The following is a 24,789-nucleotide window of genomic DNA, read 5'->3' as shown; positions in this document are numbered from 1 at the left end:
TCACCCGAACATCACCGCCCCGACAGCGATGATCAGCACGCCCGCCAGCAGGCCACTGACATAGAGCTGAACATTGCCGTTCTGGGCCAGGCGCAGCAGCCCCGAAGCCCCGAGCGCCGTGCGCCCCGAGCCCCGCACAGCCCCGTCGACCACCGCGTCGTCGGTGCGCACGACCAGCCTGGCCAGCCACATCACCGGCGTGACGAACACGGCGGCGTAGACGGTGTCCACATAGAACCCGCGCTCGGCGGGCGCGCGCAACGGGCCGAGCACTCTGGCCGGGTCCGCGACGGGATCGGCTCGCCAGCGGGCGTAGACGATGCCGCCGCCCAGGAGGGCGAGCACGACGCTGACCGAGGCGATGCCCCAGTCGAGATGCGCCATCCCGGCCAGACCGAGCAACAGGCTGGGCACGGCGAGAAGCAGGAGCGGCACGAGCATCGTGCCTGGCGCCTCGCGCGTGTCGATGACGTGAGCCGTGCCGGGCGCGGGCTCCGGCAGCGCGATCGGCCGCGCCGTACCGAAGAACGTGCGCAACCACGCGCGCATCGCATAGGCGCCGGTCACCGCGACCGTGGCCAGCGCGCACGCATAGAGCAGCAGAGCCGCGGCATCGGTGAGCACACCGCCGCTGAGCGCCTGCTCCATCGCGGCGAGCACACCGTCCTTGCTGAAGAACCCGCTGGTCGGCGGCAACCCGACGAGCGCCGCCAGCCCGATCGTCATCGTCGCGAACGTCACGGGCAGCGTGCGCCGCAGCCCGCCCATATGGCTCGTCAGGTTCGAGCCCACGTAGTGGATCACCGCACCCGCACACAGGAACAGCAGCGCCTTGAACGCGCCATGCGTCACCAGGTGGAAGATCGCCGCAGTGTCGGACCCGGCCGCCAGCGCACCGGCCATGTAGGCGAGCTGACTGATGGTGGAGTACGCGAGCACACGTTTGAGGTCGTCCTGCGCCAGGGCGGCCAGCGCCGCGCCCAGCATGCCCAGCGCGGCCAGCACCGCGAGAACGTCGAGCGTGGGCCGAGCCGCGAGGAACACCGGAAACAGCCTGGCGACCAGGAAGATCCCGGCGGCGACCATCGTGGCCGCGTGGATGAGCGCGCTGATCGGCGTCGGACCGGCCATGGCGTCGGGCAGCCAGTTGTGCAGCGGCACCTGCGCACTCTTGCCCGCCACCCCCGCGAGCAGCAGCATCGTGGCGACGACCACCGTGCCTGTGGACATCTCGGGCACCCGGGCGATCACCTCGGTGATCTGGAAACTCCCGGCCGCCATGCCGAGCACGAAGATCCCGAAAAGGAATCCGACATCCCCGAGCCGCGTCACCAGGAACGCCTTCACCGCCGCCCTGGAGTTGGCCCGATCCTCCCACCAGTGCCCGATGAGAAGGTACGAGCACAGTCCCATGACCTCCCAGCCCACATACAGGACAAGAAGGTCACCCGAGTACACGACCAGCAACATCGCACTGCTGAACAGACTGATGAACGCGCTGTAGGACGGATAGCGAGGATCGTCCTTGAGATAGCCGATCGAGTAGACCTGCACCGCGAGCGCGACCAGCGTGACGAGGACCGCGATGATCGACGACAACGCGTCGACGTGCAGCGTCACCGAGATCGGCACACCGCCGGTCTCGATCGTCGCATAGGTGTCGCCGTAGACCTCGGCCGCCCGCCCGACGGCCGCCTGCCCCTCCTCGCCCGAAACCCGGCCGAAGAACGCGAACCCCTGCCCCCAGGCCAGCCACAACGCCAGCAGCGCCGCCCCGCCCATGGGCACGACCGCGAACCACGCCGCCCGCTGATTGGCCGCCCGGTCGAACGCGACCCGCGAAACCCCCGAGGTACGCCGAAGGCCACGGGAGAGCAGCAATCCAGCGAAGGCCGCCAAGAACGGCAACAGCACGACCGCCGGAGCGACGAATCCCGGAATCACACCCGCCGAGCCGCCCATCACGAAGCGCCTCCCTCACCGGAGCGCCGAGCATCGGATGCGCCGTCGTCGGCCGACTGCGCCACAGCACCACCGGCGGCCCCGACGCCCACCTCGACCGCCACACGCTCGCCATCGAGGACCTCCGGCCCGTCGCCGGGACCAGGCCTCTCGCTCCCAGGCTCGGCAAGCTCCCGCAGCCGATCCAGATCAACCGTCTGCCGATTGCGATAGACCGCCAGCACGATGGCCAGCCCCACACCGAGCTCGGCCGCGGCGATCACGATCACGAACAGTGTGAGAACCTGCCCGCCGTGCAACTGATCGCGCAGCCAGACGTCGAACGCCACCAGGTTCAGATTGACCGCATTGAGCATGAGCTCGACCGACATCAGAACGAGGATCGTGTTGCGCCGGGCCAGCACGCCGTACACGCCGATGGAGAACAGCAGGGCCGAGACGACGGCGGGATAGACGATGTGCACTAGCGCCCCCTGATGTCGGTGCGAGAGAGCACGATGGCGCCGATCAGTGCGGCGAGCAGCAGCACCGAAAGCGCCTCGAACGGCAACACCCAGTTCCGGAAGATCGTCGAGCCGAGCTCCTTGGCCGAGCCGGGACCGGGATCAAGCGGTGCATACGCGAACCGGAAAGCGTCGACCACGACCGTGACCAGCACGACCGCGGTCGCGAGCGCCACACCGCCGGCCACCCACCGGTTACCGCTGTCCAGGTCGGCCGACCTGCCGATCGGCGCCCTGGTCAGCATGATGCCGAACAGCAGCAGGACGACGATCGCCCCCACATAGATGAGAACCTGCACCCACGCCACGAACTCGGCCGTCAGCACGAGATAACACCCCGCGAGCGCGCCGAAGCACAGCACCAGCCAGAGGGCGGCATGCACGAGTTGCTTCGTCGTGACGACGAGCAGCGCCGATCCCACCGCCACCATGCCCAGGAGCAGAAAGACGATCTCCTGCCCCGTGGGCGACAAGTAGGAGGGCACTGCCTCGTTCACGACTCCTCCTCGGACTCCTGCGTCTCGTCGCCCGGCAATCTGCCCGGCGGGCGGACGGACCTCGGGTCGGCCATCCGGCGCCTGCGCGACCGAGCAGCAGTCTGCTCGTCCGCGGGCGCCTCTGTTGACGGCACATCCGAACCTGTGGACAACTCCTCCGCCGCCGCACGCCCTGTGGAAAACTCCGGCGCCGCACTGCCCGCCTTGTCACCATCCGCAGGGGAAACGCCTGGGGAGGAAGCAGCCGGGGAAGCACCGCTCCCTGCACCCGCACGCTCCGAACCGCCGTCCACAGCCACCGGCCCATCCACAGAGGCAGCCGCAGACTGCGCACTACCGCCGTCCACAGTCTCCGGGTCCGGGTCCGGGTCAGCCGCCGACCCCTGATCGGTCGCGGGAAGCGCACCAGGTGGACGAATCCCCCGCACACCACTCATAGCGCGCCGAGGAGGCCGCCCACCCTCCCCCTCACCAGAAGGAGCGGCGGGAGAAGGAGTAGAAGGGGGAACGGAGGCAGCCTCGGCTCCATTGCCGGCCGTGCCTTCCCGCCGAGACGCCCTCCGCGCCGCAGTACCGGCCGCACCCGCCGAAGCGCCCTCACGCCCAGCGCGAGCAGCGGGCCGCGAGGCGGCGCCGAGCTCCTTGGGCGGCTCCGCATTCACCTCGTGAGCAGGCGGAAGCGGCACGGTCTGTACCCATTCGCCCAGCCGATCCTTCTCATGAAGAAGGTCACGTATGTCGTACTCGGCGTACTCGAACTCCGGCGTCCAGAACAACGCGTCGAACGGGCACACCTCGATGCAGATCCCGCAGTACATGCACAACGAGAAATCGATCGCGAACCGGTCGAGCATGTTGCGCGCACGCGGACGGCCGCCTTCGGGGGCGGGCAACGTCTCCTTGTGCGAGTCGATATAGATGCACCAGTCAGGACACTCGCGGGCACACAGCATGCAGACGGTGCAGTTCTCCTCGACCAGCGCGATGACGCCTCGGCTACGCGCCGGGAGAGCAGGATGTACCTCCGGGTACTGCTGTGTCACAGATCTGCGCAACATGTGACGAAGGGTGATGGAAAGCCCCTTCGCCAGTCCCACTCCCGGTATGTGCGCCATGGTTCAACATCATGACGCAGGATGCTCCTGAGGAGAATGTGCCAGACCGTTGTCCCCAGGTTTTCCACAGGCATCCACGGTCATCCACAAGTTGTCCACAGGCTAGTCGGCAGCGTCGTGAACCTGCCCGACGAGCCGTGCATACTCATCTCGGCCAAACGTTCGCAGCTCAAGATGCAGATCATGACGTACAGCGAAGCGGTGCACATCGTCGGCCGACCACGGGCCGGGCAAGTGAAGCAGCAAGCCCTGACTGTCACTCATCAGCACAAGTCCCGAAAGATCCTCGTAGCGATAGAGCATCAGCCCACCCGTCACCTCACTGACCCGCACCCGTAGCGCGTGATCGGCAGGAGTACGCACGCGCAGAAGCCCGCCCTCGCGACCTTCCAATACGAACCCGGGCACGGCGATCGCCTTGCCCGCCGCGATCTGCTTGCGCACGCGTCGCCGTTCGAAGTAGTTCAACGCAGGTCCACGCAGGAACAGGAAGGGAGCGACCAGCATGAACCCGATCGTCGGCCCCGGCACCAGCTCCGCCAGGAGTCGAATCACCCTCCACGAGCCCCACGGCAGAAACACGATCGAGGCCGTCAAAGTGGCCAGTCCGACGACGAACGACCCCCACAGCCGCAACGGGGACCAATGCCGCCATGGCGCCGCCGCCCACCACGCCTTGCGCGTGGCCTCCTTCGCCTCTTTCCTCTTCCGCCGATCCCGCCAGAGCTCTCGCGCAGACTTCCCGGCCCTCATGAGCACCCCGGCTTCGACCACCGGGCCGGTCGCGAGCTCGGGCACCGCTTCCGGCAGCTCCTGCGCAACGATCGGGGCAGCCCCGTACACACCACGCCATCCCGGCCCACGCCTGGTGAGATACGCATGGACCTGCGCGACGTTCGCGAAGCTCCGCACCTCGTACGGGATGCCCAGAGCGGCGCTCAACTCCCGCACACCGCGCACGGGCCCGGCGTCGGGAAGCTCCAGAACGATCAGCCCGTCGGCATCGAGCGCGACCGCGCCGCGCATCGCGTTCGGATCGACACGACGCCGCAGAACCGGCGTGTCCCCCTCCGTGGCCAGGCGATAGCAGACCAGCTTGGCAGGGCGCACCGCGTGCATGACCGTGTTGCCCCGCCTGACGATCAGCTGTCCGGCATGCCAGTACAGCTGGGGAAACGCGTATTCATCCTCGGAAGGTGAGGCGACCAGCGACTTCAGTGAGCCCAGCAGCGATCGTTTCGACAAGCCGTCTCACCAAGTCCTCGCCTCAACCCATCATGACCCGGCCAGCACTTTGACGACACCGGTGAGCGCCAACTGCAGGAGCGCCAGGGGGACCAGCCCGGTCCACGCCAGCCGCTGCAGCTGGTCCTCGCGCAGGCGCGGAAGGCTCACACGCAGCCAGATGATCAGGAAAGCCAGTCCGAACACCTTGATCAATGTCCACACCGGCCCCGGAAGGAGCGGCCCGTGCCAGCCACCGAGGAACAATACCGTCGTAAGGGCAGACAGCACCACAATTCCGACATATTCCGCCAGCATGAACAGGGCGAACCTCATGCCGGTGTACTCCGTCATCGGGCCCATGATGATCTCCGACTCGGCGATCGGCATGTCGAAGGGCGGTCGCCGCAACTCCGCGAGCCCGGCGACGAAGAACACCACAGCGCCGATCGCCTGCCAGGGCAGCCACCACCACTGCCACGCCTCGACGATCCCCGGCAGCGACAGCGTGCCCGCCGCCATCGCGACCGACGACGCCGCCAGCACCAACGGCAGCTCGTACGACATGAGCTGCGCTGCCGAGCGCATCCCCCCGAGCACCGAGTACTTGTTGGCCGATGCCCACCCGGCCATGATCGAGCCGAGCACCCCGATCCCCATCACGGCCAGCACGAAGAACAACCCCACGTCCAGATCCACCCCGACCAGCCCTGGGCCGACCGGGATGACGATCATCACCACGAGGTACGGCACCAGCGCGACGGCCGGGGCGAGCTGGAAGATCCGCCGATCGGCGGCGGCCGGGATGACGTCCTCCTTCTGCGCGAACTTCACCCCGTCGGCGATGAGCTGCGCCCACCCGTGGAACCCTCCGGCGTACATCGGCCCGAGCCGGGACTGCATGTGCGCCATCGCCTTGTGCTCGGCCTGCCCGATGACCAGCGGCAGCACCAGAAAGACGATCACGATGAGCGCGATGCGGATCAGTACGTCAAGCATCCGAGGCGGACCCCCAGTCGGCCGGCACACCCGGCGGCAGCGTCTTGCGACGACTCGGCGACCCGTGCCCCGACTCCCCCGGCTCCTTGGCGCCGGGCCACGCCTTGGCCACCCGCGCGGCCAGCACGAAGTCCTTGCGCAGCGGATGCCCCTCGAACCCGTCGGGCAGCAGAAGCGGCACCAGGTACGGATGACCGTCGAAGCTCACGCCGAACATCTCGTACGTCTCGCGCTCGTGCCAGTTCGCCCCTCGGTACACCGTTGTGGCCGTGGGCAGGCGTGGATCGTCGGCGGGCACCCAGGTGCGGATCAGCAGCCTGGCCGTCTCCCGTGGCGCATAGACGTTCGCGACGATGTGGAACCCGCCCGGCAGGTCGTCCACACCGGTCAACCAGTCGAAGAACTCGAAGCCCGCCGCCCGGCAGACCTGCAACGCCTCGATCCAGTCGCCAGGCGACACGTCGAGGGTGGTCTCGCCGTGCGCCTCACTCACCTGGGCCCGGGAGCCGCACCACTCCAGCACACCGCTCGTGCCGGGACGGATCGGCGTGGGGGCCGGGAGGTCGTCGGAGGGTGTCATCAGGTCCCCTCGTGCGAGCGAGACCACACGTAGCGGTCGCTCAGCTTCTCGGTGGCGATCTTCTCCTGGAGCTTCATGATGCCGTGGAGCAGGGCCTCGGGCCTGGGCGGGCAGCCGGGGACGTACACATCGACGGGGATGATCTGGTCGACGCCCTTGGTGACGCAGTAGGAGTCCCAGTACGGGCCGCCGGAGTTGGAGCACGCGCCGAACGAGATGACGTACTTGGGGTCGGGCATCTGCTCGTACAGGCGCTTGACCGCCGGGGCCATCTTGTCCGTCACCGTGCCCGAGACGATCATGAGATCGGCCTGACGAGGGCCGTTGGCGAACGGGATCACACCGAAGCGGATGAAGTCGTGCCTACTCGTCGAGGCGGCGATGAACTCGATCGCACAACACGCGAGACCGAAGTTGAACACCCACAGGGAGTAGCGCCTGCCCCAGTTCAGTACGAAGCGCATGGGCTTGGGAGCGAGCCGTGAGACCGGCCCCACGGTGGGCATCGGAAGATCGGCCATGGGCAGCATTGTCCCTCGTGAGCTACGTCCAGGCGAGCACCCGTTTGCGCCAGGCATAGACGATGCCCAGCGCGATGAAGGCCAGGAAGACGAACATCTCCACCAGCGTGGTCATCCCGAACCCCGGCAATGCGAAGACCGTCGCCCAAGGAAAGAGGAAGACCGCGTCGACCGCGAAGACGACATAGAGATAGGTGTACACGTAGTAGCGAATCTGCGACTGCGCCCAGCCCTCACCGACCGGATCGACCCCACACTCGTAGGTCGTCAGCTTCTCGGCCGTAGGCCTGGTCGGCCGCAGCAGGCGATTGGCGAACAACGCCCCCACCACGATCACAACCCCAACACCGAACAGCACGGCAACCAACGCGTAGGAGCCGAAGTAGCCGTCCATTGGCCGATCGTAACCCAGCCGCCTCTTTCGTCCCAGAACGCTGAGGGGCTTACTTCGTGGGGGTGAGGTGGGGTGGGGTCGGTGGTTGGTCCTTGGTGCCTTGGGTCTTTGGGTGGGTGCGCCGAGGTTGGGGAGGGGGTTGGGCTTTGGACCGCTGGAGGGGCCGGAGGTAAAGAGGCTGGAGCCGAGCGCTGGGAGGCCTTGGGGTAGGGGGATGGGCCGCTTTCGGGCGCGTGCAGGACTGCTGTGGGGGGAGATGAGGGTGCCGGAATCCGTCAAACCGGGTGGGCGGGTGTCAGGTGTAAGCGCCAAGGCTTGGCTGAGTGACGGGCCGGTGGGTGAGGTTGCAGGTGGAGGTTGGCGGGAGTGAGCGGCGGGAGGTTGAAGGCGGAGACTGGGGTCCGGAGGGCCGGATGGCCGGGGCTGGAGCTGAGGTGGGCGGCGGGGTGGAGCTTGAGGCGGGGTGGGGTTGGGGCAGGGGGGGTTGAGCGACGTGGCAGTGGTCGGCTGCGGAAAGGCGTGGCGGGATAGGGAGCCGAGAGAGGACGGAAGAAAGGACGTGTGGCGAAGCGGCGGAGCAAGGAAGGGCACACCGGCTGCACCGCGTGCTGAAGGCGGGGCGCAGGCTGGGTCCGGCATGTGAGCGTTGAGCCTGGTGTGGGTGGGTGGAGTTGGCCTGTGCAGGTTGGGGGTGACTCAGGGACGGGGTGTGCGCGAGAGCAGGTGGAGAAGACAGCAGGTGGGATGAGAGCAGGTCGGGGCAAGATCAAGTGAGGAGTGCGGCGGGCTGAAGTGAGGGTGAGACGAGGTGCGTGGCGCGGAGTGGGTACGGAGGCGGGGTGCAGGGCGAGCCGGTGTGGTGGGGGTGGACTGAGCGTGGGGCATTGGGCGGGGTAGCGCTTGCTGTGATGGGTTGGGCAGTTGGCTTTTGAGGGGTGGGCCTGAGCCTGGGGTTGGCGCTGAGGCTGGGTGCGGGTTGGGGGTGCGGTGTCCCGTTGAGGGTGCGATGTCCTGTTGAGGGTCCGGTGTCCCGTTGAGGGTGCGGTGCTCTGTTGGGGGTGCGGTGCTCTGTTGGGATTGCGGTGCTCTGTTGGGATTGCGGGTTGTGTTTGGGTGATGCCGTCCGAGAGCGCCTGACAACGCGGCAGGTGTCAGGCGCAGCGCCCGTTCGCGTCGCCGTGCAGGAATGCGGGCGTTCGAGCAGGCCGTGCGGAGCGTTGCTGGAGGGCAGCTCATGCCGCTGGGAGCTTCGACTGGGGGCTTCTCAGGTGAGGCAGGGCGTGAGTGGGACATGGACGGGGGGTGTGGGGTGGCGTGGAGGTGCGTGTTACGTGCGGGTGAGGTGGGGTTCCACGTGAGACGCGGCACGGCAGGGTGAAGCGAGCGTGAGGGCGGTGGGGTGGGGGAAAGCAAGAGGAAGCAGGCGTGTGGTGCGCTTTAGCGTGCTGTCTGTGAGCGTGCTGTGTGTGAGCGTCTTGGTGTGGCCAACACTGCTCGGCATGACGTTCCGCATACGCCCGCAGTGAGGGGCCTCAGGCGCATCGCGCAAGGCGCACGCCGCGTGCAAGCGCCTGCGATGGGCCAGCCCGCTTTCCTAATGCCAAGCCGCAAACCATCCCCACGCCGCCCGCAAACCATCCCCACACCGCCCAAAACCAACCCCACGCCCCCACTCCTCACCAGCACCACCAGCCCCAACACCAACAAAACACCAAGAAACCCCACACCCCAGGAAAACCCCCACCACCTCTCCCAAGCCCCCTCAACCCCGCCACCTCCCCCCTCCACAAACCCCGCCCCACCCACCGCCACCCCCGCCCAAACACCCCACCCCCAAGCCCCCACCCACCCCCATACACCACCCCACCCCCTCCCCTGACATCACAGACGTCACACCCGTAACCCCTCCAAAGCCTCACCCCCCATCCCCCCAAGAGAGGGCAAAACACCAAAAGAGACCCATAATCTGGCACGCATGCACAAAATGCGATTCTTCGGAGGAATCGCGCTGATCGCCGCAGCGGCTGTTGGCTGTGGTGTGGCCCCCGCCTCCCCTAGCGAGAACGTGCCCCTGCCATCGGAGCCTACGATGATCAACTTTGTCGACCCCTCCACGGTCGACGGGCTGGTCACCAGGACGCTGACCGAAGGTGACGCCGGTGGACGTCACGTGCACATCGTCTATCCCGAGCTCCCTGACTCCCCCGAGCTCACCGACAAACTCAGCCAGGAGGCCCAGCGTCAGCTCCAGCGCTTCGTCGAGACGACCAGCGACGACGATCCCTACCCTCAGCCCGAGCTGAACGTGGACTGGCAGCTCGCGGCCGCCGATGAGCATGTCGTGGGCGTACGGCTGCGCACGGGTGAGTTCACGGGGGCGAACTGGGGCAACTCCCTGCGCACGATCTGGTACGACCGGGCGCGCAAGAAGGCGTTCGACTCGCCGGGGTTGATCAAGGGGGACGCCGCGCTGGCCACGCTCGCGGAGCTGGTCAGGAAGCAGTTGGGGCAGCGCGGGCCCGAGGTGGACGACGACGCGGTCGACGCCGACCCGGAGCTGTTCGACTCGATGGCGTTCAACCCGGACGGCAGTCTGGTCGTGGAGTTCGACGACTACCAGGTGGCGGCGGGATCGGTCGGGCGGGTGGCCGTGGCCGTACCTTCGGCCGAGGCGGAGCCGCTGCTGTCGGAGACGGGGGTACGGGCGAGGGCTTCGGCGCTGCGCAATCCGCCTTCGCCGAGCAGTTCCATGACGCTGCCCACGCCCAGCCCGGACGCCAGCAGCACAGGAGCGGGCGCGGTCGACTGCGCGCAGGACAAGTGCGTGGCGCTGACGTTCGACGACGGGCCGGGGCCGTACACGGGCAAGTTGCTGGACATGCTCGCCGACAGCAAGGCGCGGGCGACGTTCTTCACCGTGGGCACGAACGCCGCCGCCAACCCGGAGCTGCTGCGGCGCATGCGAGACGAAGGCCATCTCGTCGGCAACCACACCTGGGCGCACCGCGACCTCACCAAACTGCCCAGCAGCAAGATCGCCGACTCCATCTCACGCACGCAGACGGCGATCGCCGAAGCCGTCGACCAGACGCCCACGATGGTCAGGCCTCCGTACGGGGCCTCGGACAAGGAGGTGGCGAATGTGGCGCGCAGGCTCGGGCTCTCGCTGGTCAACTGGGACGTCGACACCATGGACTGGCGTGACAGGAACGCCTCGGTCGTCGCCGGACGCGCCGTGAAGGGCGCGCACCCGGGGGCGATCATCCTCATGCACGACATCCATCGCACGACCGTGGACGCGGTGCCCCGCATCCTGCGCGCGCTGGAGAAGAGGGGCTACACCTTTGTCACCGTTCCGGAGCTCTACGGGGAGACGGAGATGCGGGCCGGTGAGATGTACCGCTCCGGACCGAAGGCCGCGCGGAAGGAGCCCCTGCAGTAGAGCGCCCGTGAGCTCCACTCAACAGCGACCCGAGCGCCACCCGTCCCCTCGCAGGAGCCCGAGCGCCACACGCCCTCTCCGCGGCGAAACCGGGCGCCACACGCCCCCTCCGCTGGAGCCCCGGCAAGAGGCGGTCGGCCCCTGACGTAGCTCAGCGGCGGGAGGCGCATATAGTTGAGCATCGTGACCCGAACCGTCCTCTTCGCCCGCCTGCACGTTGACCTGTGCAGGCTCGCGGCCGGTCTGTGTCGTCTTTAGCGTTCTCCCGCCCTCCCCTGAACGCCACCTCGCGTTACCCGCTTGTCTGGGCTGCAAACGCGTGAACTCCCGAGGATCTAGCATGGAAACGAGAAAGAGCCACAAGCGACCGCGCCTCGGCGCGTCGAGGAGGACTGAGCTGTGACCAAGCAGGTTCAGCAACTCGACCGCGTGATCATCCGGTTCGCCGGCGACTCAGGCGACGGCATGCAGTTGACGGGTGACCGCTTCACCGCGGGTACGGCCGAGTTCGGCAACGACCTGTCCACGCTGCCCAACTTCCCCGCCGAGATCCGGGCGCCCGCAGGCACCCTGCCGGGTGTGTCGAGCTTCCAGCTGCACTTCGCCGACCACGACATCCTCACTCCGGGTGACGCGCCGAACGTGCTGGTCGCGATGAACCCGGCCGCGCTCAAGGCCAACATCGGCGACCTGCCGAGGGGCGCCGACATCATCGCCAACACCGACGAGTTCACCAAGCGCAACCTGCAGAAGGTCGGCTACGACGCCAACCCGCTCGAGGACGACTCGCTGGCGGAGTGGCGGGTGCACCCGGTGCCGCTGACGTCGTTGACGGTGACCGCGCTCGCGGGCTTCGACCTGTCCAAGAAGGACGCCGAGCGTTCCAAGAACATGTTCGCCCTCGGCCTGCTGTCGTGGCTGTACCACCGCCCGACCGAGGCGACGATCAAGTTCCTCGAGGGCAAGTTCGCCAAGAAGCCCGACATCGCCAAGGCCAACATCGCGGCCTTCCAGGCGGGCTGGAACTACGGCGAGACGACCGAGTCGTTCTCGATCTCCTACGAGGTGAAGCCGGCCAAGCTGGCTCCCGGCGTCTACCGCAACATCTCGGGCAACCAGGCGCTGGCCTACGGCCTGATCGCGGCGGCGGTGCAGGCGAAGCTGCCGCTGTTCCTCGGCTCGTACCCGATCACCCCGGCCTCGGACATCCTGCACGAGCTGTCCAAGCACAAGACGTTCGGCATCCGTACCTTCCAGGCCGAGGACGAGATCGCGGGCGTCGGCGCCGCGCTGGGCGCCGCGTTCGGCGGTGCGCTCGGGGTGACGACGACCAGCGGTCCCGGCGTCGCGCTGAAGGCCGAGACCGTGGGCCTGGCCGTCACCACCGAGCTGCCGCTCATCGTGGTCGACGTGCAGCGCGCCGGGCCGAGCACCGGCATGCCGACCAAGACCGAGCAGACCGACCTGCTGATGGCCATGTTCGGCCGCAACGGCGAGTCGCCGCTGCCGATCGTGGCCGCGATGTCGCCGAGCGACTGCTTCGACGCGGCGATCGAGGCCACCCGCCTCGCGGTGAAGTACCGCACGCCGGTCATGCTGCTGTCGGACGGCTATCTGGCCAACGGCTCCGAGCCGTGGAAGCTGCCCGAGGTCGGCGACCTGCCCGACATCTCCACGACGTTCACCACCGAGCCCAACGACGGCGAGACGTTCCTGCCGTTCAAGCGCGACCCCGACACCCTGGCGCGCCCGTGGGCGATCCCGGGCACAGCCGGGCTCGAACACCGCATCGGCGGCATCGAGAAGGCCGACGGCACCGGCAACATCTCCTACGACCCCAACAACCACGATCTGATGGTCAGGCTCCGCCAGGCCAAGATCGACGGCATCGCCAAGGACATCCCGGAGCTCGAGGTCGACGACCCGACGGGCGACGCGAAGGTCCTGGTGCTCGGATGGGGCTCGACCTACGGCCCGATCGCCGCGGCCGTGCGCCGGATCAGGAAGGCGGGCGGCACGGTCGCGCAGGCTCACCTGCGTCACCTCAACCCGCTTCCGGCCAACACCGGCGACGTGCTCAAGAGCTACGACAAGGTCCTGCTCCCCGAGATCAACCTCGGCCAGCTCGCGCTGCTTCTGCGCGCCAGGTTCCTGGTCGACATCATCAGCTACAACCGCGTGCGCGGGCTCCCGTTCAAGGCCGAGGAGCTGGCCGGAGTCATCCAGGACGTGATCGACAGTGAGTGACCTCCTCAACGGCAAGGGCCTCAGCCTGGTCCCGAAGACCGATGCCAAGCAGGGCATGAAGGACTTCAAGTCCGACCAGGAGGTCCGCTGGTGCCCCGGCTGCGGTGACTACGCGATCCTGGCCGCGGTGCAGAGCTTCCTGCCCGAGCTCGGCCTCAAGCGCGAGAACATCGTGTTCGTCTCCGGCATCGGCTGCTCCTCGCGCTTCCCGTACTACCTCAACACCTACGGCTTCCACTCCATCCACGGCCGGGCCCCGGCCATCGCGACCGGACTGGCCGCCAGCAGGCCCGACCTGTCGGTGTGGGTGATCACGGGTGACGGCGACGCGCTGTCGATCGGCGGCAACCACCTCATCCACGCGCTGCGCCGCAACGTCAACCTCAACATCCTGCTGTTCAACAACAGGATCTACGGTCTGACCAAGGGCCAGTACTCTCCGACGTCCGAGGTCGGCAAGATCACCAAGTCGACGCCGATGGGGTCGCTGGACAAGCCGTTCAACCCGATCTCGCTCGCGCTGGGCGCCGAGGCCTCGTTCGTGGCGCGCACGCTCGACTCCGACCGCAAGCACCTGCAGTCGGTGTTGCGCGAGGCCACCCAGCACCGGGGCACCTCGCTCGTCGAGATCTACCAGAACTGCAACATCTTCAACGACGGCGCCTTCGACCAGCTGAAGGACCCCGACCAGCGCGAGGACATCACGCTGAAGGTCGAGCACGGCCAGCCGATCCAGAGTGCCACCAAGGCGGTCGTACGCGGCGCCGACGGCGGCATCGAGGTCGTCGACAGGGCGTCGGTCGCCGAGGCCGACATCCTGGTGCACGACGCGCACCGCGCCGACCCTTCGCTGGCGTTCGCGCTCAGCAGGCTGGACGAGCCGGCGTTCGAGCACGTTCCGATCGGCATCTTCCGCCAGATCGACCGCCCGGCCTACGACGTGCTGATGGCCGAGCAGTTGGAGGAGGCCGTGGCGCAGAAGGGCCCCGGCGACCTCGGGGAGCTCCTGCTGGGCGGCGACACCTGGCGCATCGGCTGATCACGTCCGAAAGAAGCCAAGCACGTCCGGACGCAGCCAAGCACGATCGGGCGCAGCCAAGCGTGACCGGGCGAATGTGACAAAGATCGGCGCACCGTACGCCCGGTAACATCTGGCTTTTCCTGTGATTTAGGCATAAAAGAGAGCAGGGTCCTTCTTCTAGAGGGCCCTGCTCTTTTGCGTGCCCGAGGACGCCCCCCTCCCTCACTCGCACGCCGTACCCCCGTACCAGCAGCGCCATCCGTTCGACGTGCCCGCGCCACCGGTTCGACCACCACGTGTCACCGGAGTGTGTTTTCCGGCATCGCCCCAGCTAGAAGAAAGATTTGGGACACATGTTGCGGTAAACCACTCGTGGTGCAAGAGCGTCGAATTGCAGGCAATACCGCATCGCAACGAGGGAGATCAGCACGGTGACATCGATCGGCCTGGCCGTCATAGGGGCCGGATACTGGGGCCCCAATCTGATCAGGAATGCGATGGCCACCCCGGCCCTTCGGGTGGAATGGCTGTGCGACCTCGACGAGGAACGTGCCAAGGCGGTACTCGGCCGCTACAGCACCGTCAGGACGACGACCTCCTACGAGGAGGTGCTCGCCGACCCGAACGTCGGCGCCGTCGCCATCGCCACCCCCGCAGGCACGCATTTCAAGCTGGTGCGCGAGGCGCTGCTGGCCGGAAAGCACGTCCTGGTGGAGAAGCCGCTCACGCCGACGCACGCCGAGGGCGTGGAGCTGGTACGGCTGGCGGAGGAGCGCGGCCTGACGCTGATGCTCGACCACACGTTCTGCTACACCCCGGTCGTCGGCCGCATCAGGGAGCTGCTGCACTCGGGCGAGCTCGGCGACCTGCGCTTCGTCGACTCGGTCCGGATCAACCTCGGTCTGGTCCAGCCCGACGTCGACGTGCTGTGGGACCTGGCGCCGCACGACCTGTCGATCCTCGACTTCGTCCTGCCCGACGACGTCGTCCCCGTCGCGGTCGCGGCGCACGCCTCCGACCCTCTGGGCACCGGCAAGCCGTGCCTGGCGTACCTGACGTTGTGGTTGTCGTCGGGTGCGATCGCCCATGTGCACGTGAACTGGCTGAGCCCGACGAAGATCCGTACCACGATCATCGGCGGCTCCCGGCGCACGCTCGTCTGGGACGACGTGAATCCGGCCCAGCGCCTGTCCGTGTACGACAGGGGCGTCGACGTGCCGGACGCCGCCGAGCCCGACGCCAGGGCGCAGGCGCTCATCTCCTACCGGCTCGGCGACGTCGTCGTGCCCGCGCTTCCGGAGCGTGAGGCGCTGCGCGGCGTGATGACCGAGTTCGCCTCGGCGATCACCGACAAACGACCGCCGCTGACCGACGGCAAGTCCGGGCTCAGGGTGCTCGCACTGCTGGAAGCCGCCGGACAAAGCATCGACAATGATGGCAAACGAATCGATCTTGGGGGAAGCGCTCGATGATCAACAACTCTCGCTGCCTGGTCACGGGCGGAGCGGGGACGATCGGCTCGACCATCGTCGACCAGCTGCTCGACGCGGGCGCCCGCGAGGTCGTCGTGCTCGACAACTTCGTCAGAGGTCGCAAGGCCAATCTCGCCAACGCCCTCGCGCACGGTGACCGGGTACGCGTCGTCGAAGGCGACATCCGCGACCGCGACCTGGTCAGGTCGGTCACCGAGGGCATCGACGTGGTCTTCCACCAGGCCGCCATCCGCATCACGCAGTGCGCGGAGGAGCCCAGACTCGCCCTTGAGGTACTCGTCGACGGCACCTACGAGGTCGTCGAGGCCGCCGCCGAAGCCGGTGTGCGCAAGCTCGTCGCCGCCTCCTCCGCCTCGGTGTACGGCCTGGCCACGGAGTTCCCCACGCCGGAGACCCAGCACCCCTACGACAACGACACCATGTACGGCGCGGCCAAGACCTTCAACGAGGGCCTGCTGCGCAGCTTCAAGGCCATGCGCGGCCTCGACTACGTGGCGTTGCGCTACTTCAACGTCTACGGCCCGAGGATGGACATCCACGGCCTCTACACCGAGGTGCTCATCCGCTGGATGGAGCGCATCACCGCGGGCGAGCCGCCGCTCATCCTGGGCGACGGCCTGCAGACGATGGACTTCGTCTACACCGAGGACATCGCCAGGGCCAACGTGCTGGCCGCCGAGTCGCAGGCCAGTGACACCGTGTTCAACATCGCGTGCGGCGTGGAGACCAGCCTGCGCGACCTGGCGCTGATGCTGCTGCGCGTGATGGACCGCGAGGACCTCGGCCTGGAGTTCGGCCCGCCGCGCGCGGTCAACGGCGTCACCCGCCGCCTGGCCGACGTCAGCCGCACCGCCGAGCACCTCGGCTGGAAGGCGGAGATCGGCCTGGAGGACGGCCTGCGCCGCCTCGTCGGCTGGTGGCAGGCCGAGAAGGCGGCCGACGCCTCCTTCACCGGCGCATCCGGGGCAGGCGCATGATCCCGGTCATGAAGCCGTGGCTCGGCGAGGAGGAGGCCGAGGCGGCGGCTGCGGCCGTCAGGTCCGGCTGGGTGGCGCAGGGGCCGAGGGTGGCCGAGTTCGAGCGCGCGTTCGCCGACTTCGTCGGGGCGCCGCATGCCATCGCGGTGTCGAACTGCACGACCGCACTGCACCTGTGCCTGATCGGCGCGGGCGTCGGCGCGGGCGACGAGGTCGTGGTGCCCTCGCTGTCGTTCATCGCGACCACCAACGCCGTGCGCTATGTCGGCGCCGAGCCGGTGTTCGCCGACATCGACGCCGGCACGCTGAACCTCACGCCCGCGACCGTCGAGGCTGTGCTGACCCCGGCCACCAAGGCCGTCATCGTGGTCGACCAGGGCGGACAGCCCTGCGACCTCGACGCGTTCAAGGCGTTGTGCGAGCCGCGTGGCATCGCCGTCATCGAGGACGCGGCATGCGGCGCGGGCTCGACGTACAAGGGCGGAGCGGTCGGCGGCGGCGCCGCGTTCGGGGCCTACTCCTTCCATCCGCGCAAGCTGCTGACCACCGGCGAGGGCGGCATGGTCACCGTGCAGGACGCCGAGGTGGCCACCCGGCTGCGGCGGCTGCGCGAGCACGCGATGAACGTGAGCGCCGCCGACAGGCACGCCAGCGCGCAGCCGGTGCTCGAGGCCTACCTGGAGGTCGGCTTCAACTACCGCATGACCGACATCCAGGCCGCCGTCGGGCTGGTCCAGTTGGCCAAGCTGCCCGCCATGGTCGCCCGCAGGCGCGAGCTCGCGGCGCGCTACCAGCAGGCGCTGCCCGGCCTGGTGACCCATGTGGACCCGGAGTTCGGCACCAGCAACTACCAGTCGTTCTGGCTCAGGCTGCCCGAAGGGCACGCCGTCGACCAGGAGCAGCTGCTGAAGGAGCTGGCCTCGCGCGGGGTGTCGGCCAGGCGCGGCATCATGGCCGCCCACCTGGAGCCCGCCTATGACGGGCATCCCGGCACCGACCTGCCGCAGACCGAGCTCGCCACCCGGCGCACGGTGATCCTGCCGCTGTTCCACCAGATGACCGAGGCCGAGCACGACACGGTCGTCGCGGCCGTCACGGCGGCGCTCGGATGAGCACGCCGCTCGAACTCGTGCTGGTCGGGGCGGGCGGCTTCTCCAGGGAGACCGCCCAAGCCGTCACCGACGCGAAGGTGCTCGGCTTCGTCGACGACGATCCCGGCCTGCACGGCACCACGATCGCCGGGCTGCCCGTGCTCGGCGGTCTGTCCGCCATACCCGCGCACGCCCGGCTGATCGTCGGTGTGGGGCGGCCCGACAACAACACCGGCCGTCCGCTCCTCGTCGAGCGGCTCGGCCTGCCCGCCGGGCGCTACGCCACGGTCGTGCACCACACGGCGCTCGTCTCGGCCGACTCCTCGGTCGGGCACGGCTCGGTGCTGCTGCCGTACACCGTGCTGACCGCGAACGTCCGGGTCGGCGCGCACGTCGCGATCATGCCGCACGTCGTGCTCACGCATGACGACGTGGTCGCCGACTACGCCACGATCGCCGCCGGAGCGCGGCTGGCCGGTGGCGTGCGCATCGGCGTCGGCGCCTATGTGGGCGCGGGCGCGCTGGTGCGTCAGGGCTGCTCGGTCGGCGCGTACGCGATGGTCGGCATGGGCGCGGTCGTGACCCGTGACATTCCCGAGGGCGAGGTGTGGGCCGGCAATCCCGCCCGCTACCTGCGTCCCGTAGAAAGGACCCTGCTGTGAACACCGTCCCCCTGATGGACCTGGCGACCCCGCACGCCGAGATCGCGCAGGAGGTCCGCGAGGGCTTCGAGCGGGTGCTGTCGGCCACGGCCTTCATCAAGGGCCCCGAGGTGGCCGCGTTCGAGAGCGAGTACGCCACCTACTCCCGCACCGCGCACTGCGTCGGCCTGGCCAACGGCACCGACGCCGTCGAGCTGGCCCTGCGTGCCGTCGGTGTGGGCCAGGGCGACGAGGTGGTCATCCCCGCCAACACCTTCGTGGCCACGGCCGGCGCGGTCGTACGCGCGGGCGCCAAGCCGGTGCTGTGCGACGCCGACCCCGCCCACCTGCTCATGGACCCGGCCGCCCTGGCATCGGCCATCACCCCGAGGACCAAGGCGATCGTCCCGGTCCACCTGTACGGCCAGCTCGCCCCGATGGCCGAGATCATCCAGGCGGCGGGCGGCCTGCCCGTCGTCGAGGACGCGGCCCAGTCGCAGGGCGCCACCCAGGACGGCCGCACGTTCTTCGGCGCCATCGCGGCCACCAGCTTCTATCCGGGCAAGAACCTGGGCGCGTACGGCGACGCCGGAGCCGTCACCACCGACGACGCCGCCCTGGACCGCCAGGTCAGACTGCTGGCCGACCACGGCAGCGAGCGCAAGTACGAGCACCTCGTGCCCGGCATGAACTCCAGGCTCGACGCCCTCCAGGCCGTGGTGCTGCGGGCCAAGCTGCGCCGCCTGAGCGACGGCAACGACGGCCGCCGCGCCGCCGCCGCGCGATACGCCGAGCTGCTCTCCGACCTGGACGAGCTGACGCTGCCGCGGACCGCGCCCGGCAACGAGCACGTGTGGCACCTCTACGTCGCCCAGGTGGACGACCGCGAACGCGTGATGGCCAAACTCGCCGAGCAGGGTGTGCAGAGCGCCATCCACTACCCCAAGCCGGTGCACCTGCACCCGGCCTACGCCTATCTCGGCCACGGCCCCGGCGACTTCCCGGTGTCCGAGGCCGCCGCCGAGCGGATCATCTCCCTGCCCATGTTCCCCCACCTCACCCGCGAGCAGCAGCTACGGGTGGCCGATGCCCTCCGGAAGGCCCTGCGATGAGCATGCGTGCCCTGCGCAACCGCTTCGTGGACGCGCCGAACTCCGTCGGCGCGCGCGCCCGCGCCCGTCGCTGGCAGACGTTCATGTCAACGTTCCCGAAGCTCGCCGAGATGTCGGTGATCGACCTCGGCGGAACCGTCGAGTACTGGAAGCGCGTGCCGGTCAGGCCGCGCGAGGTGCACCTGGTCAACCTCGACCCGGTGCCCGACGACCTGCCCGACTGGGCACGCGCCTCCCAGGGCGACGCGTGCGAGCTGCCCGACTCGATCCTGAACGGCGGCTACGACCTGGTCGTGTCCAACGCGGTGATCGAGCACGTCGGCGGGCACATCAGGCGCGAGCGTTTCGCCGACGCCGTACGGCAGCTGGCGCCCAAGCACTGGGTGCAGGTGCCCTACCGCTACTTCCCGGTCGAGCCGCACGTGCTCTTCCCCGGCTTCCAGTTCCTGCCGGTGGCCGCGCGTACGGCCGTCGTCTCGCGCTGGCCGCTGGTGCACACCAGGCCGCACGACAGGGTGGGGGCGCTGCGGGACGCGATGGAGGTGGAGCTGCTCTCGCTGACCGAGATGCGTTACTACTTCCCGACCTCGCAGATCCGGGTCGAGCGGATGGCCGGGCTGGTCAAGTCGGTCATCGCGGTCCAGGCGACATGAGCGGGCCGGGAGCCGACGTGCTCGATCGCAGGGACATCATGGGCGTTCCCGTCGACCCGGTCACCATCGGGCAGGCCGTCGCACGCTGTCTGGAGGCCGTCGAGGCGGACAGGCAGCTCAGCGTCGGCTGTGTGAACGCCGCCAAGCTCGTCAGGATGCGCAAGGACGACCTGCTGCGCTCATCCGTCGTGGACTGCGACCTCATCGTGGCCGACGGCCAGCCGCTGGTCTGGGCCGGACGGGCGCTCGGGCAGCCGCTGCCCGAGCGGGTCACCGGCATCGACCTGCTGGCCGCCCTGCTGACGGCCGCCGAGGAGCGCGGGCTGAGTGTGTACTTCCTCGGCGCCACCCGCGAGACCCTCGACGTCATGCTCGCCAACATCCGGGCCAAGCATCCCGAACTGCGCATCGCCGGGCACCGCGACGGCTACTTCTCCGACGACGAGGCCGCATCGGTGGCGGCGGCGATCGGCGAGACGGATCCCGACATGCTCTTCCTCGGCATGTCGTCGCCCAAGAAGGAGCTCTTCTGCGCCAAGCACGGCGCGAGCACCCGGGCGAAGGTCGTGCACGGCGTCGGCGGCTCGTTCGACGTCATCGCCGGAAAGGTGCGCAGGGCTCCCGACTCCTGGCGCCGGGTGGGCCTGGAATGGCTCTACCGCCTGCTGCAGGAGCCGATCAGACTCGGCCCCCGCTACGTGACGACCAACGGCGCCTTCCTGGCCCTGTTCGTCAGAACGCTGTTCAGCCGCCGCCGCTGAGGGGCTGAACAAAGCGGGTCAAGGGGCGGGCACCGGCTTGCCGGTGTCCTCCCAGACGTTGCCCTTCCAGACGTTGCCCTTGCCCTTGGCGTCCCAGCGGGAGGCCGGGCCCCAGCCGCCGCCCTTGGGGAAGGCACGGCGGCTGAACGTGTTGTTGATGATCTTCACATTGTAGGAGCGGCCGTAGGGGCCGCCTCCGGCGTACAGGGCGTAGGAGCCGCCGCCGAGCAGGTTGTCCTCCATCACGGTGTTGTGCGTGACGCCGTCGAACTGGAACAGGGCGATCGCCGAGGTCTGGTTCAGGGTGTTCAGCACGGTGTTGTGACGGATGATCAGCTTGCGGTCCTTGGGCTGGCCGCCTCTGGCCCAGATGAGGTCGGTGTGGTCGCCCTCGAAGAAGACCGGGTGGTGGAAGTAGTTGTCCTCCAGCAGGCCTTCCTGGGTGTTGACCGCCGCCTGCATCGTGTGGACGTTCGTCCGGCGCATGGTGAGCATGCCGCCCTCGTTCATCACGCCGATCGACAGGCGCTTCTTGCCGTTGCCGCTGATCTCGGAGTCCTCGATCGTCAGGCCCTCGAAGCCGTCGCGCTGGATGATCGCCCAGATGTCGCCAGGATTGAGGATGCGGCTGCGCTTGATCGTCACGTTGTTGGCGGCGATGACCAGGTCGCCTTCGAGGTAGACGGCGTCGAGCACGGTGCCGTCCTCGGTGATCGTCATGGGCTCGATCCTGGTCAGCGCGGTGCCCTTCGGCACGCCCGTGTTGCTCGGGCCCGGCCACTTGCGCGGGATCGGCCTGCCGTCGTCGTGCTGGATGCTGCCGTAGGGGTTGTCGGGGTCGTAGACGCTCGGCTTCACCGTGGGCTCGGGCGTGGCGCTCTGCGAGGGCGGGACCGTGACCGACTCCTCCAGGGGCTCCAGCGTGACATTCGTCGGCGTACAGGCGGTGAGCAGCAGCATCACCACGACCGCGCCGAGACCGGCCCTGGTGCTCATCTCCACCTCTTGTACTGCGCCGCCGCCATGCCGCGGACCCTGCGGCGCAGGCTCGGCGGGGTGAGCACGGCCTGCCTGAACGTCTCGACGGTGTCGTGCGCCATGACGCTGTAGCGCGGCTGCAGCCACCGGCCGGTCCTGGCCCTGTTCCTGTCGCTGGTGTGCACCGTGGTGTAGCCCTGGGCGCGCAGGTGGCCGAGCACGGCGCGGTCGTAGAAGCCGAACGGGATGGCGGCGGCGTCGACCGGCCTGCCGATCACCTCGGCGATGCGCTCGCGGGCCTGGACGAACTCGTCCTGGCGCGCGGCCTGGTCCAGGCGGCGCCAGTCGAGGTGGCGCATGCCGTGCGTGCCGATGCCCATACCCTGCGCCGCGAGTTCGCGTACCCCTCCCTCGTCGAGCCTGCCCCGCCCGCCGAGCAGGCCGGCCAGCGGGAAGAAGGTGGCGTTCAGCCCTCGGGAGAGGAGTTCGGGCAGTGCGATGTCGACGTCGGAGGCGAAGCTGTCGTCGAAGGAGATGGCCACATCCGGACGCCCGGCGATCTCGTCGAGGATCGCACGGAAGAGATCGGCCGGTATGAAGTAGTCGTAGGCGTCGGGTTCCAGCCCGGGGCCAGGCGTGCCGATCCCGTGAAACAGCACGTTGATGACCTCGTGTGCCATGCCTTCTTGGCTCCTTCAGTACGTCTTCTGTACGACTTCCGTGCGACGCCCGTGACGTCAGTGCGACCGCGACAGGCGGGTGACCATCATGCGGACGCTGTTGCGCTCCGCGGCCAGGGTCGCCGTCAGCAGGGTGATCAAGGTGATTACGGCCAGCCCGAAAAGCGAGCGCGAGTGCCGGGTGTTCACCTGCGTGGCGGGGATGGTGCCCTCGGCCATACGCAGCGTGATGTACGCGCCCGGGTAGGTCTCGGCGTCGCGCTGGCGCTTCTCCAGGTCGGCGCGCAGCACCGCGACGGCGGCGTCACGGGTGCGGTCGGCCGCCTTGGGGTTCCTGGAGATCACCGCGATGGTCACGAACGGCGCGTTGAAGTACGGGTCTTCCTCGTTGCCGATGTTGGCCAGCTTGACCGTGTAGTTGAGCCTGCCGCCCGCCGCCCGCACCTCCGCCCTGCCCTGCTGCCCGTCGAGGTGGATCTGCGACAGATGGGCTGCCAGGATGAGCTCGGGAGAGTACGTCTCGTAGGCGTCGACCGTTTCCCTGCTCGTGGGGGCACGCAGCTGCACCTCTGCCACACTGCGGTAGAGCGGGCTCTCGGTGAGGATGAAGTACGCGGCCAGCGCCGCGAGTGCGAGGACGACCGCGGTGACCCAGCGTTGCCGCCACAGCAGCACCAGAACGTCACGGATGGTCATCGGATAAGAACTCCTCTCCTGCGACCATCTGCGTTGCTCTCCGAATGGTTGGCTGCGGCGATGTAGACCTATGCTAGAGGCTATTCATCCATCAAAGAGTCCTAAAGATGGCAAAGGCCTCTGGACGGGGAGGCATCGGCATCACGCCGAAAGGAAAAAATGGATCTTCTCGGCACACTACGGGCCCTCCGCCGTCGCTGGTGGCTCGCCCTGCTCCTGTTACTCGCGACCGCTGGAGGTGTCACGGGCGCGTATCTCGTCATCCCGTGGACCTACACCGCGAATGCGAATGTGGTTTTCCTTCCGTCGCCGAAGCAGGCAAAAGAGTCGGGCGGTAACCCCTATTTGGTGTTCGGCCCCTCCCTGACGGTCGCCGCGGAGATCCTCGGGCGCAACATGATGGACGAGCGCAGCGTCGAGACCTTCGAGGCGAAGGGCTTCGACGCCGAGTACACGATCAACATCGCCGAGAACACCAACGGCCCCGTGCTCGACGTCATGGTCGAGGGCGACGAGCCGCGTGTCACGGTCAACACCCTGAAGGTCCTGCTCGAGGAGATCCAGCCCCGTCTGGTGAGCCTGCAGACCATCGAGGGCACCACGCCGAGCCGCGACTCGCTCATCCGCACGCGCATCATCTCCCAGTCGCTCACGCCCGAGCTGGACGCCCAGCCCAAGGTGCGGACGCTGATCGTGCTGGGCGTGCTCGGCCTGCTGCTCACGCTCGGCGTGCCGGTCGTGCTGGAGGCGCTCGCCGACCGCAAGCGCATCAACGAGCAGCGGCGCAGCCGCCGGGCGCAGGAGCCGGCCCCGGTCAACCCGTCGGACCTGCTCGTCGTCGCGGCCCCCCAGCCGAGACACCCGGCGCGCGGCACCGAGGAGCCGATCGTCAGGGCCAGGCCGGTCAGCGAGCCGGAGGCCGACTTCGGGCCCGACGACCCGTGGAACTCCCTGGGCGACGCCTCCGACACCATGAACATGCCGGTGATCATCGTGGACAAGGCACAGGAGGATCGTTCCAGGCGGGTCAACGGAGACGCGGCCGAGCCGCACCTGTACCGCTTCGACCTGACCGACGACCGCCCCTGACCCGCCGGTGCACGTAGTCCCCCACCCCATCGCCCGCACCGCGCCCGTCGCGGTGCTGACCGTCTACATCTGCGTGCTCCTCCTGGTGCCCTCCAGATACGTGGTCGGTCCTC

General features: G+C 68.4%; 23 protein-coding genes and 1 pseudogene. 12 read left to right on the top strand and 12 right to left on the bottom strand.

Features of this window, described 5'->3' with window-relative positions:
• The 9 genes and pseudogenes from ACTWNK_RS04575 to ACTWNK_RS04535 all read right to left on the bottom strand — a co-directional run bounded on the left by ACTWNK_RS04575 (position 1) and on the right by ACTWNK_RS04535 (position 7,795).
• A complete protein-coding gene (locus ACTWNK_RS04575; protein WP_474310831.1) occupies positions 1 to 1,962 on the bottom strand; it encodes an NADH-quinone oxidoreductase subunit 5 family protein in 1,962 nt (653 codons plus the stop codon).
• A 182-nt stretch (positions 1,963 to 2,144) separates the two neighbouring features.
• A pseudogene (nuoK, locus tag ACTWNK_RS04570) lies at positions 2,145 to 2,426 on the bottom strand (NADH-quinone oxidoreductase subunit NuoK); the annotation flags it as partial.
• The gene (locus ACTWNK_RS04565) at positions 2,426 to 2,962 is read right to left on the bottom strand and encodes an NADH-quinone oxidoreductase subunit J family protein (protein WP_474302248.1); all 537 of its coding nucleotides are present in this window, start codon (positions 2,960 to 2,962) and stop codon (positions 2,426 to 2,428) included. The gene ACTWNK_RS04565 and the pseudogene nuoK, both read right to left, overlap by 1 nt.
• The gene (locus ACTWNK_RS04560; RefSeq protein ID WP_474302247.1) at positions 2,959 to 4,020 is read right to left on the bottom strand and encodes a NuoI/complex I 23 kDa subunit family protein; all 1,062 of its coding nucleotides are present in this window, start codon (positions 4,018 to 4,020) and stop codon (positions 2,959 to 2,961) included. The genes ACTWNK_RS04565 and ACTWNK_RS04560 overlap by 4 nt, the downstream gene beginning before the upstream one ends.
• A gap of 159 nt (positions 4,021 to 4,179) precedes the next feature.
• Complete coding sequence (locus ACTWNK_RS04555) at positions 4,180 to 5,322, bottom strand: hypothetical protein (RefSeq protein ID WP_474302246.1); 1,143 nt, start codon at positions 5,320 to 5,322, stop codon at positions 4,180 to 4,182.
• A 30-nt stretch (positions 5,323 to 5,352) separates the two neighbouring features.
• Positions 5,353 to 6,300, bottom strand: a complete 948-nt coding sequence (gene nuoH, locus ACTWNK_RS04550; RefSeq protein ID WP_474302245.1) for an NADH-quinone oxidoreductase subunit NuoH — start codon at positions 6,298 to 6,300, stop codon at positions 5,353 to 5,355.
• Positions 6,293 to 6,880 (bottom strand): NADH-quinone oxidoreductase subunit C, encoded by a 588-nt coding sequence (locus ACTWNK_RS04545; protein ID WP_474302244.1) that lies wholly within the window; start codon positions 6,878 to 6,880, stop codon positions 6,293 to 6,295. Before ACTWNK_RS04545 ends, nuoH begins: the two co-directional genes overlap by 8 nt.
• A complete protein-coding gene (locus tag ACTWNK_RS04540) occupies positions 6,880 to 7,401 on the bottom strand; it encodes an NADH-quinone oxidoreductase subunit B (RefSeq protein WP_474302243.1) in 522 nt (173 codons plus the stop codon). The genes ACTWNK_RS04545 and ACTWNK_RS04540 overlap by 1 nt, the downstream gene beginning before the upstream one ends.
• 22 nt (positions 7,402 to 7,423) lie before the next feature.
• Positions 7,424 to 7,795, bottom strand: coding sequence for an NADH-quinone oxidoreductase subunit A (locus ACTWNK_RS04535; protein ID WP_474302242.1), 372 nt, complete (start codon positions 7,793 to 7,795; stop codon positions 7,424 to 7,426).
• A 2,089-nt stretch (positions 7,796 to 9,884) separates the two neighbouring features.
• Between ACTWNK_RS04535 and ACTWNK_RS04530 the strand changes: the two genes are divergently transcribed.
• The 11 genes from ACTWNK_RS04530 (at position 9,885) to ACTWNK_RS04480 (ending at position 21,233) form a co-directional block, all read left to right on the top strand.
• Positions 9,885 to 11,237 carry a polysaccharide deacetylase family protein gene (locus ACTWNK_RS04530; protein WP_474302241.1) on the top strand — a complete coding sequence of 451 codons (1,353 nt, stop codon included), beginning with the start codon at positions 9,885 to 9,887 and terminating at the stop codon, positions 11,235 to 11,237.
• 183 nt (positions 11,238 to 11,420) lie between these two features.
• Positions 11,421 to 11,495 (top strand): putative leader peptide, encoded by a 75-nt coding sequence (locus tag ACTWNK_RS04525; protein WP_474310829.1) that lies wholly within the window; start codon positions 11,421 to 11,423, stop codon positions 11,493 to 11,495.
• 141 nt (positions 11,496 to 11,636) lie between these two features.
• Positions 11,637 to 13,484 carry a 2-oxoacid:acceptor oxidoreductase subunit alpha gene (locus ACTWNK_RS04520; protein ID WP_474302240.1) on the top strand — a complete coding sequence of 616 codons (1,848 nt, stop codon included), beginning with the start codon at positions 11,637 to 11,639 and terminating at the stop codon, positions 13,482 to 13,484.
• Entirely contained in the window at positions 13,477 to 14,523 is a 1,047-nt protein-coding gene (locus tag ACTWNK_RS04515; protein ID WP_474302239.1) for a 2-oxoacid:ferredoxin oxidoreductase subunit beta, read from the top strand. Before ACTWNK_RS04520 ends, ACTWNK_RS04515 begins: the two co-directional genes overlap by 8 nt.
• A gap of 413 nt (positions 14,524 to 14,936) precedes the next feature.
• Positions 14,937 to 15,977 carry a Gfo/Idh/MocA family protein gene (locus ACTWNK_RS04510; protein ID WP_474302238.1) on the top strand — a complete coding sequence of 347 codons (1,041 nt, stop codon included), beginning with the start codon at positions 14,937 to 14,939 and terminating at the stop codon, positions 15,975 to 15,977.
• Complete coding sequence (locus ACTWNK_RS04505; RefSeq protein ID WP_474302237.1) at positions 15,974 to 16,975, top strand: SDR family NAD(P)-dependent oxidoreductase; 1,002 nt, start codon at positions 15,974 to 15,976, stop codon at positions 16,973 to 16,975. Before ACTWNK_RS04510 ends, ACTWNK_RS04505 begins: the two co-directional genes overlap by 4 nt.
• Before the next feature lie 8 nt (positions 16,976 to 16,983).
• On the top strand, positions 16,984 to 18,087 hold the full coding sequence (locus ACTWNK_RS04500; protein ID WP_474302236.1) for a DegT/DnrJ/EryC1/StrS family aminotransferase: 1,104 nt from the start codon (positions 16,984 to 16,986) through the stop codon (positions 18,085 to 18,087).
• Positions 18,084 to 18,728 (top strand): acetyltransferase, encoded by a 645-nt coding sequence (locus ACTWNK_RS04495; RefSeq protein WP_474302235.1) that lies wholly within the window; start codon positions 18,084 to 18,086, stop codon positions 18,726 to 18,728. The genes ACTWNK_RS04500 and ACTWNK_RS04495 overlap by 4 nt, the downstream gene beginning before the upstream one ends.
• Entirely contained in the window at positions 18,725 to 19,819 is a 1,095-nt protein-coding gene (locus tag ACTWNK_RS04490) for a DegT/DnrJ/EryC1/StrS family aminotransferase (RefSeq protein WP_474302234.1), read from the top strand. The genes ACTWNK_RS04495 and ACTWNK_RS04490 overlap by 4 nt, the downstream gene beginning before the upstream one ends.
• Complete coding sequence (locus tag ACTWNK_RS04485; RefSeq protein WP_474302233.1) at positions 19,816 to 20,472, top strand: class I SAM-dependent methyltransferase; 657 nt, start codon at positions 19,816 to 19,818, stop codon at positions 20,470 to 20,472. Before ACTWNK_RS04490 ends, ACTWNK_RS04485 begins: the two co-directional genes overlap by 4 nt.
• The gene (locus tag ACTWNK_RS04480) at positions 20,469 to 21,233 is read left to right on the top strand and encodes a WecB/TagA/CpsF family glycosyltransferase (RefSeq protein ID WP_474302232.1); all 765 of its coding nucleotides are present in this window, start codon (positions 20,469 to 20,471) and stop codon (positions 21,231 to 21,233) included. The genes ACTWNK_RS04485 and ACTWNK_RS04480 overlap by 4 nt, the downstream gene beginning before the upstream one ends.
• A gap of 18 nt (positions 21,234 to 21,251) precedes the next feature.
• On the opposite strand, the gene ACTWNK_RS04475 is transcribed toward ACTWNK_RS04480, so the two are convergent.
• Genes ACTWNK_RS04475 through ACTWNK_RS04465 form a run of 3 tightly spaced genes read right to left on the bottom strand, consistent with a single transcriptional unit; the run spans position 21,252 to position 23,587 of the window.
• Positions 21,252 to 22,229 carry a right-handed parallel beta-helix repeat-containing protein gene (locus ACTWNK_RS04475; protein WP_474302231.1) on the bottom strand — a complete coding sequence of 326 codons (978 nt, stop codon included), beginning with the start codon at positions 22,227 to 22,229 and terminating at the stop codon, positions 21,252 to 21,254.
• Positions 22,226 to 22,891 carry a polysaccharide deacetylase family protein gene (locus ACTWNK_RS04470; protein ID WP_474302230.1) on the bottom strand — a complete coding sequence of 222 codons (666 nt, stop codon included), beginning with the start codon at positions 22,889 to 22,891 and terminating at the stop codon, positions 22,226 to 22,228. Before ACTWNK_RS04470 ends, ACTWNK_RS04475 begins: the two co-directional genes overlap by 4 nt.
• A gap of 57 nt (positions 22,892 to 22,948) precedes the next feature.
• The gene (locus ACTWNK_RS04465) at positions 22,949 to 23,587 is read right to left on the bottom strand and encodes a hypothetical protein (RefSeq protein ID WP_474302229.1); all 639 of its coding nucleotides are present in this window, start codon (positions 23,585 to 23,587) and stop codon (positions 22,949 to 22,951) included.
• Between the two features lie 348 nt (positions 23,588 to 23,935).
• On the opposite strand from ACTWNK_RS04465, the gene ACTWNK_RS04460 reads away from it, so the two are divergent.
• A complete protein-coding gene (locus ACTWNK_RS04460; RefSeq protein WP_474302228.1) occupies positions 23,936 to 24,676 on the top strand; it encodes a hypothetical protein in 741 nt (246 codons plus the stop codon).
• Positions 24,677 to 24,789: the final 113 nt, after the last annotated feature.

Source organism: Nonomuraea sp. IBHARD001 (assembly GCF_056106265.1).
The sequence above is the reverse complement of the archived record's forward strand: the minus strand, read 5'-3'. Positions and strand labels throughout refer to the sequence as shown.